We start from the raw sequence: 8,551 nt of genomic DNA, 5'->3' as shown, positions 1-8,551 counted from the left end.
AGCAACGTCATTCCGAGTCACCACATGACCAAGACCGGACCCTAACCGCACCAAGTACGGCACCACCAACCCTGACACTGAGAGTCATTCGCGACGCTGCTGGGGGGTCGGCGTGGTCGCGGCGCCCTTGCTGGTCGGCGGGGTCGCCGTGGTCGCCGGGGCCGAGGTCGACGGCTGCTCGGTCGTCGTGCTCGGCGTGGTCGACGGGGTCTCGGACGACGTCGACGGCGGAGTCGACGTCTGCGTCGTGGTCGTCTCCGTCGGGGACACCTGGGTGTCGTCCGTCGAGGTCGGCGGGGTGGTCGACGGGGTCTTGTCCTCGTGGCCGGAGCCGCCGCCGAAGATCTTGCCGACGCTCGCGCCGGTGCCGCCCGCCACCTTGCCGCCCGTGGCCGCGTCCACCCCCACCATCGACAGGATCGCCACCGCGAACGCCACCACGCTCGTGCCGATGAGCAACGGCCAGCGCAGCTTCCGCAGCCGGGATTCCGTCGCGGGTTTCGCCAGCCGGACCGTGGGCTGGTCCGTGATCGACACCTCGGCCGGCACCGGCGGCGGCTCGGCGTGCCCGCGCCGCCGGATGCCCGACGTCGCCAGCTGGCGCGCCCTGAGGGCCGCCTCCCGGGTGCGCTCCAGCGAGCGCAGGTACAGCTCGCTGCCGACCGTCGAGACCACGCTCGCCACGCCGGCGCCGATCACCGTGCCCGCCACGCCCAGCGTCGAGCCGAGCAACGCCGCCGTCACCGCGGCCAGCGCCGCCGCCAGGACCTGCGCGATCCGCAGGCCCGATTTCTGTTCCTTCTCCTCCGAAGCCGCTGCTTTCTCCTTGGTCATGATCCCGATCTAGGTAGTCCGTGTTCTCCCCTGTCCAACGTCTAAGGCGTGTGAGGAACTCCCCTCGTTGCCACGGCGTGAGGAGGACCACTTCGTCTGTCCATAATAGACACTCCAGACCGAACGTTTTCTTGACATACTCGGCACATGGAACTGGTGACGATCTCTGACATCGAGGCCGCCGCGAAGCGTGTCGAAGATGTCGCCGTACGCACGCCCCTGCTGCTCCAGACCTGGGATCCCCGCGGAACCCTGTGGCTCAAACCCGAAAGTCTGCAACCGGTCGGGGCGTTCAAGGTGCGCGGCGCGTTCAACGCCATCGCCTCCCTCGACGACGCGGCCCGCACCGGGGGCGTCATCGCGTACTCGAGCGGCAACCACGCGCAGGCAGTCGCGTACGCGGCGCAGCGCTACGGCGTGCCCGCGGTGATCGTCGTGCCGGATGTCGCGCCGCGGATCAAGGTCGAGGCCACCCGCTCGTACGGCGCCGAAGTGATCGAGGTCCCGATCGGCGAGCACGAGGCCAAAGCGCGCGAACTGGCCGCCGAACGCGGGCTGACCCTGGTCCCGCCCTTCGACCACGCGGCCATCATCGCCGGGCAGGGCACCGCCGGCCTGGAGATCGCCGAGGACCTGCCGGACGTCGAGGTCGTGCTCGTCCCGATCAGCGGTGGCGGGCTGGCCGCCGGGGTCGGCACCGCGATCAAGGCCCGGTGCCCGCGGGCACGCGTGATCGGCGTCGAGCCCGCGCTGGCCGCGGACGTCGCCGACAGCCTGCGGCAGGACGACCTCGTTCGATGGCCGCAGGCCGACCGCGCCCGCACGATCGCCGACGGCCTGCGCTCGCAGCCGTCGGAGCTGACCTTCGCCCACCTCCGGGAAGTCGTGGACCAGATGGTCACGGTCTCCGAGGACGAGATCCGCGAGGCGATGCGCGTCCTCGCCCGCAAGGCCCGGCTGGTCGCCGAGCCCAGTGGTGCGGTGACGACGGCGGCGTACCTGTCCCACGCCGAGGAGCTGCCGGCCGGCAAGACGGTCGCGCTCGTCTCGGGCGGCAACGCCGACCCGGCGCTGTTCGCCGAGATCCTCGCGGGCTAGGAGCCGGCGACCGGGGTCCCGCCGCCGCGGATGTGCGTCGGCGGGCCCTCGACGCCGCAGTGGTAGCACTCGCCCAGGTGGGGGCACTCGTCGTCGGGCTTGGCGTCGGGCGAAGGCGACGACGGTGGCGCGAGGACGCCGTTGTGGATGCCCAGCGCGATCAGGCCGCCCGCGATCGCCAGGGCCGCGCAGATGACCAGCGCCGTCCGCCAGCCCGCCGTGAGCGCGACCGGGTCGGCGTACGCCTCGCCGGTCAGCCCGGCCGCCGCCGGCAGCACCGCGACCGCCAGCAGGCCGCCCGAGCGGGCGATGGCGTTGTTGACGCCGGACGCGACACCGGCGTAGCGGTCCGGGGCCGCGGCGAGCACCGTCGCGGTCACCGGCGCCACCACCGTCGCCAGGCCGAGCCCGAACACCACCACCGCGGGCAGCACCGTGCCGAGGTAGGACGCGCCGGGCGCGATGCGCAGCATCAGCAGCATCCCGATGCCGACCACGATCGGCCCGACGACCAGCTGCAAGCGCGGGCCGATGCGCTGCGCGAGCGCGCCGGAGCGGCCCGAAAGCAGCAGCATGATCACCGTCAGCGGCAGCCCGGCCAGCCCGGACGCCGTCGGCGAGTAGCCGAGCGACACCTGCAGCTGCATGACCAGCAGCATCATCACGCCGCCGAGGGCCGCGTAGACGACGAAGGTCAGCGCGTTCGAGAGGGTGAACGTGCGGTCGCCGAACAGCGACGGCGGCACCAGCGGCTCGTGGGAGCGGTGCTGGACGACGACGAACGCGGCCAGCCCGGCGATCCCCAGCAGGCCCGCGCCGAGCACGAGCGGGTCGCCGATGCCGCGGGCGGGCGCCTCGACCAGCGCACCGGTGATCCCGGCCAGGCCGAGGGCGCCGAGGGCGGCGGCACCGAAGTCCGGGTGCCCGGTGGCGTCGGGGTCACGGGATTCCGGGACGAACCGACGCGCCATCAGCACCACCGCGACCGCGATCGGCACGTTGATCAGGAACGCCAGCCGCCACGACCACACCTGCACGAGGAACCCGCCGAGCAGCGGCCCGGCGGCGGCCGCGATGCCGCCGAGGCCGGACCAGGCGCCGATCGCGCGGGCGCGGGCGTCGTGCGCGAAGGACGCCTGGAGGATCGCGAGCGACCCCGGCGTCAGGAGCGCGCCGCCGATGCCCTGCAGGATCCGGGTCGCGACGAGCATCTCGGTGGATTGCGCCGCGGCGCACAGCCCGGAGGCGACACCGAACCAGATCACGCCGACGAGGTACATACGACGTCGGCCGTACCGGTCGCCGAGCGAACCGGCGACCAGGATGAGCGCGGCGAGGGCCAGCATGTAGCCGTCGAGGATCCACTGGAGCCCCGCCACGGAGGCGTTGAGCTCGGCGCCGATGCGGGGCAGGGCGACGTTGACGATCGTGCCGTCGAGCATCGCCATGCCCGAGCCCAGGATGGTGGTGGCCAGCAGGCCGCGGGCGGCACCGGTGCCCCAGCGGATCCCGGTGTCTTCGGTGGCAGTCACCCGGTCACCTTCACGCGACCGGGGACCCCCGTCAACCGCGCGCTTACGGCAGCAGCGTCGTCACGAACTTGTAGCGGTCGCCGCGGTAGACCGAGCGGGCGAACTCGACCGGCTTGCCGTCCGTGGCGAACGAGTGGCGGGTCAGCATCAGCACCGGCATGCCGACGTCCGCGCCGAGCATCTCCGCTTCCTGCGGCCCGGCCAGGGACGTCTCGATCGTTTCTTCCGCGCGTTCGAGTTCGACGCCGTAGTGCTCGCGTAGAACGGCGTACAACGAACCACCGGCCGAGACGTGCTTGCGCAGCCCGCGGAACCGGCCGAGCGGCAGGTGCGTCGTCTCGAGCGCCATCGGCTGCGAGTCCGCCAGTCGAAGTCGTCGAAGACGAAGGATTTTCGCGCCGGTCCGGATGCCGAGCAGCTTCGCGAGGTCACCCTCGACCGGCATTTCCTCGACTTCCAACAATTTCGACGACGGCTTCAGGCCCTGTTTGCGCATGTCCTCGGTGTAGGAGGACAGCTGGAGCCGCTGCGCGAGCTTCGGCTCGGCCGCGAAGGTGCCTTTGCCCTGCACCCGGTGCAGCCGGCCCTCGGCGGTCAGGTCGGCCAGCGCCTGGCGCACGGTGGTGCGGGAGACCGTGAACTCCCCGGCGAGCGCGCGTTCGGTCGGGATCGGCGATCCCGGCGGCAGCACGTCCAGCAGGTCGAGGAGGTGCTGTTTCAGCGCCCAGTATTTGGGCTCGCGCTGCCCGCGCATCCCGGCGACGGCGCCCGCCTCGCCCGTGGTGGTGGTCTCCAACATGCCCGGCTCCCTATGTCTTCCCTCATCGCACGCCACGTCCCCGTAAGAAACGTACCCTTTTCCCCAAACGCGCCGCCCCTATAACATTGGTCTAGACCTGACCGACGCCGCCTGAGTCCGGTACATAATGCCGGAGGTGGAGAGGAAAATGATGACCGAACAACGGCCCGGCGCGCACATGGCCGCGGAGATCGCCCAGCAACCGGACGTCCTGGCCGGACTGGTGGCGCGTCAGGCGGAAATCGCCGAAGTGGCGGAAAAGATCTCACAACGCCCCCCGCGGTTCGCTTTGCTCGCGGCGCGTGGATCGAGCGACCACGCAGCGTTGTACGCGAAGTACCTGATCGAGGTACTCCTCGGCCTTCCGGCGGGTCTGGTTTCCCCGTCCACGGCGACGCTGTACGGCGCCCGGCCGGATCTGCGGGACGTGCTTTTCGTCACGGTCAGCCAGAGCGGCGGCTCGCCTGACCTGATCGAGGTGACCGAAACGGCGCGGCGCCAGGGCGCGCTGACGGTGTCGGTCACCAACACGCCGGACTCGCCGCTGCGGGCGGCGTCCGAACTCGGCGTCGACATCGGCGCGGGTGTCGAGAAGGCCGTCGCGGCCACCAAGACGTACTCCGCGACGCTGATGGCGCTGTACCTGCTGATCGACGCGGTGCGCGGCGGCAAGGCGGCCGACGCCGAGAAGATCGGCGAGCTGGCGCAGCAGACCCTCGACGGCGCCACCGAGGGCGTGCAGCGCGCGGTCGACCGCTACCGGTTCGTGAACCGGGTCCTCACCGCCGCCCGCGGCTACTCGTACGCGACCGCGCTGGAGGCGTCCCTCAAGCTCGCCGAGACGAGCTACCTCGCGGCCCGCGCGTACAGCGGCGCCGACCTCCTGCACGGGCCGGTCGCCGCGGTCGACGACCAGACCGCGGTCCTCGCGGTGACCAGCGCCGGGCACGGCGCCGACGCGATGCGCGAGGTGATCGACGCCGTCGGCAAGCGCGGCGCGGACGTCGTCGCGGTCGGCTCGGCGTCGGCCCAGACCCCGGCGGCGCTGCGCATCGACGTGCCGCAGACCGTCGAGGAGCTGGCACCGATCCTGGAGATCCTGCCGATCCAGCGGATCGCGCTCGGCCTGTCGCTGGCCCGCGGCGGCGACCCGGACAGCCCGCGCGGCCTGCTGAAGGTGACCAAGACGAGGTGAGCTTCGCGATCGGCGTCGACGCCGGCGGGACGTCGACCAGGGCCGCACTGGTCGACGCCACCGGCGCGGTGCTGGGCACCGGGCGCGGCGAAGGGGCCAACCCGAACGCGCACGCGCCCGAGGTCGCCGCCGGCCGGATCGCGGACGCGATCACCGCGGCGCTCGGCGGCCACGACCCCGGCGCCGTGCGGGCGTGCGTCGTCGGCATGGCCGGGGTCAGCAAGCTGAGCGATCGCGGCGTGGCGGCGGTCTTCGACGCGGCGTGGACGCGAATCGGTCTCACGTGTGCCGTCCGGACGGTCGCCGACGCCGAAGTCGCGTACGCGTCGGCGACCTCGGCGCCGGACGGGACGGTCGTCGTCGCCGGCACCGGCTCGATCGTGGGCCGGATCCGCAAGCGGCGGCTCGCGGGCACGACCGGTGGCTACGGCTGGCTGCTCGGCGACGAAGGGTCGGCGTTCTGGCTCGGCCGCGAAGCCGTCCGCTCCACTTTGGAGGCACTGGGCCGCGGGCGGCCGCTCGACGGGCTCCCGTCGGCGGTGCTGGCCGCGGCCCTCGGACTGTCCGCATTGGACGTCCGCGACGACGCCGGGCGGCTGGTCGCGTCCCGGGCGCTGATCACCGCGGCCAACGCGGAGGCACCGGTCCGGCTCGCCCGGTTCGCCCCGTTGGTGAGCGCGGCGCACGACGCGGGCGAGCCGGCGGCCCGGGAGATCGTCGCCCGCGCGGCCGGGCACCTGGCCGAGAACGCCCTCGCGGCGCGCGAGCCCGGCGAGTCGACCCCGGTCGTGCTCGTCGGCTCGGTGCTCACCGGCGCCAGCCCGGTCGGGGAGCTGGTGCGCCGCCGTCTGGGTGAGCTCGAGGTGCTGACCAGCTCGGATGGGGTGCTCGGGGCGGCCTGGCTGGCCGCCGTGGACGCCTTCGGCGAGGGGACGCCGCGGCCCCGGGCGTAAGGATCTCGAGCAAAACGCGGCGCAAAGACGCGAAAACGTCGACTGAACCCGGGAGTCCGGGTACCGTAGGCAGTGGCCCCCGGACCCTCCCCCCTCGCCGGGGGCCGCCTTATGCCCCCGGTACGTCGTCCGAGCGGGTTTCCGGCGCCAGGCGGAGGCCGGGGTGGTCCGGCGGCAACGCCCGGTAGAGCACCCAGCCACTGACCGCGACGGTGAGCGCGACGAGCGGCCAGGAGAGCACCGTCCGGGCCACGCCGAGCGCGAGCACCTGGCCGGCCCACCACAGCAGGCCGTAGACGACCACCCGCAGCGTGTACTGGAGCACCCACACCCAGCTGGCGCGCGAGTAGGCCTTGAGCAGCACGGCGTCGCGGCGCCAGCGCGTCTTCTGGCCCAGCAGCAGGCCGACGACGACGCCGAGCAGCGGCCAGCGCACGACGATGCTGGCCGCCCAGAGCAGCGCGCTGGCCACATTGGACATCAGCTGCAGGAGGAAGAAGTCCTGGGCCCGGCCGGTGTGCAGGGCGATCAGCGCGGCCGCGACGACGGCGGCGAGACTGACGACGAGCGCGCGCACCTTGCCACCACGGGCGATCCGGTAGACCCCGACCGCGATGGCGACCGCGACGGCGGCCCCGGCCCCCCAGGCGACGGACTGACCGGCCGCGAGCCACCCGGCGACGAAGCCGACGGGCGGGATGCTGGCGTCGAGCGCCCCCCGGCGGCCACCGAGGATCTGCGTAAGCGACTCACGGGGTTCTCCGGACACGTGTCCAGCCTGCCGGATCGCGTGCGGGACGCCCCGGGGAGGGAGATCTTCGCCACATCGGGTGCCGGGTTTGCCTCCGAGTGTGCGGTTTCACGGCATGCGGAAGGTGAAGACTGCGTAATAGAGAGGCGCGGAAGGCCGACAAGATAAGACACTGTTACCGCAGGCTGAACGCCCGGGGGTGGAGCGGGTTTGCGGCCGATGGTTAGTTGAGGTGTACAACTACATGTCGGGGTGTGTCGGTCGCAGGGATGGGAAGGGGACCCACGTGTACGGATTCGACAGCTACGTAGCCCTCGGTGACAGCTTCACCGAGGGGCTGAACGACGACCTGCCGGACGGCTCCTTCCGCGGCTGGGCCGACCGCCTGGCCGAGGTACTGGCGGCCGGCCGCAGCGACTTCCAGTACGCCAACCTGGCCCTGCGCGGCAAGATGCTCGACGAGATCCTGGACGAGCAGCTCCCGATCGCGCTCGAGCTGAAGCCGGACCTGGTCACGCTGTGTGCGGGCGGCAACGACATCATCGTGCCGGGCGCGGACGTGGACGCGGTGGCGGAGCGCCTCGAGGAGGGCGTGGCGAAGCTGCGCGAGGCGGGCATCCCGGTGCTGCTGTTCAACGGCCCGGACACGAAGGTCCTGTCGGTGATGTCGGTGCTGCGCGGCAAGGTGGCGATCTACAACACGAACCTCTGGGCGATCGCGGAGCGTCACGGAGCCCGCATGGTCGACCTGTGGACCATGGGCCCCCTCCACGACCGCCGCGCCTGGAGCGACGACCGGTTGCACTTCTCCCCGGACGCCCACCGCCGCATCGCCCTGAAGGCGGCGGAGGTGCTGGGGATCCCGGTGGAGTCGGATTGGCGAGAGCCGTGGCCCCTGGAGGAGACGCCGAACCGCTGGATCGACTCGCGCCGGTCGGACCTGACGTGGACGAAGGTGCACCTCCTGCCGTGGATCCGGCGGCAACTGAGGGGCGAGTCGATGGGGGACGGGCTGTCACCAAAGCGGCCGCACCTGGCACCGCTGGTGCCGTTGGACGTACTCGAGGTGACGGACAGCACCCGGCGGCAGCAGGCGAGCTGAGCTTCGCCGGGGTTGTTGGCAGGGCTTTCGACGCGGGCGACGGGTGCGCGCGTTGGAGGTCCCCTGGGCTGCGCTCGCCGGGCTCTGCGCTTGCCCGGCCCACCCTCCCAGACAGAGCTCCGCCAAAGCCGAAGCAGCAGGCATTCCACCGCCCCGAACGAGACGCGGACGCCCAACCGACACCCCACCCAGACCTCCCCCACCACCCCGATCCGAAGCCAGCACGCGGCCGGTGGTGCCGGGTCAAGGCACGCTTTCCCGCCTTGACCCGGTACCACCGGCCGTAG

General features: G+C 72.2%; 8 protein-coding genes. 4 read left to right on the top strand and 4 right to left on the bottom strand.

Annotated features, from left to right (window positions below; translation table 11 throughout):
* Window positions 1–84: 84 nt before the first annotated feature.
* Window positions 85–834 carry a hypothetical protein gene (locus ACWDN5_RS45445; RefSeq protein WP_449680643.1) on the bottom strand — a complete coding sequence of 250 codons (750 nt, stop codon included), beginning with the start codon at window positions 832–834 and terminating at the stop codon, window positions 85–87.
* A gap of 147 nt (window positions 835–981) precedes the next feature.
* On the opposite strand from ACWDN5_RS45445, the gene ACWDN5_RS45440 reads away from it, so the two are divergent.
* Window positions 982–1,932: a threonine ammonia-lyase gene (locus ACWDN5_RS45440; RefSeq protein WP_449680642.1), complete on the top strand. Its 951-nt coding sequence runs from the start codon at window positions 982–984 to the stop codon at window positions 1,930–1,932.
* Here the strand turns inward: ACWDN5_RS45440 and ACWDN5_RS45435 are convergent.
* Window positions 1,929–3,464 (bottom strand): MFS transporter, encoded by a 1,536-nt coding sequence (locus tag ACWDN5_RS45435; protein WP_449680641.1) that lies wholly within the window; start codon window positions 3,462–3,464, stop codon window positions 1,929–1,931. The two genes, ACWDN5_RS45440 and ACWDN5_RS45435, sit on opposite strands and share 4 nt — an antisense overlap.
* Before the next feature lie 43 nt (window positions 3,465–3,507).
* A complete protein-coding gene (locus ACWDN5_RS45430; RefSeq protein WP_086846871.1) occupies window positions 3,508–4,263 on the bottom strand; it encodes a GntR family transcriptional regulator in 756 nt (251 codons plus the stop codon).
* Window positions 4,264–4,411: 148 nt separating this feature from the next.
* On the opposite strand from ACWDN5_RS45430, the gene ACWDN5_RS45425 reads away from it, so the two are divergent.
* Together ACWDN5_RS45425 and ACWDN5_RS45420 are read left to right on the top strand one after the other, a co-directional pair.
* A complete protein-coding gene (locus ACWDN5_RS45425) occupies window positions 4,412–5,458 on the top strand; it encodes an SIS domain-containing protein (protein ID WP_449680644.1) in 1,047 nt (348 codons plus the stop codon).
* Window positions 5,455–6,411 (top strand): N-acetylglucosamine kinase, encoded by a 957-nt coding sequence (locus ACWDN5_RS45420; RefSeq protein WP_449680640.1) that lies wholly within the window; start codon window positions 5,455–5,457, stop codon window positions 6,409–6,411. The genes ACWDN5_RS45425 and ACWDN5_RS45420 overlap by 4 nt, the downstream gene beginning before the upstream one ends.
* A 109-nt stretch (window positions 6,412–6,520) precedes the next feature.
* Here ACWDN5_RS45420 and ACWDN5_RS45415 read toward each other — a convergent pair whose 3' ends face one another.
* Window positions 6,521–7,180, bottom strand: coding sequence for a DUF3159 domain-containing protein (locus tag ACWDN5_RS45415; protein ID WP_449680639.1), 660 nt, complete (start codon window positions 7,178–7,180; stop codon window positions 6,521–6,523).
* Between the two features lie 268 nt (window positions 7,181–7,448).
* Here ACWDN5_RS45415 and ACWDN5_RS45410 point away from each other — a divergent pair, with 268 nt between their 5' ends.
* Window positions 7,449–8,264: an SGNH/GDSL hydrolase family protein gene (locus tag ACWDN5_RS45410; RefSeq protein ID WP_449680638.1), complete on the top strand. Its 816-nt coding sequence runs from the start codon at window positions 7,449–7,451 to the stop codon at window positions 8,262–8,264.
* The last annotated feature ends 287 nt before the right edge of the window (window positions 8,265–8,551 follow it).

Source organism: Amycolatopsis sp. NPDC003731 (assembly GCF_053586895.1).
The sequence above is the reverse complement of the archived record's forward strand: the minus strand, read 5'-3'. Positions and strand labels throughout refer to the sequence as shown.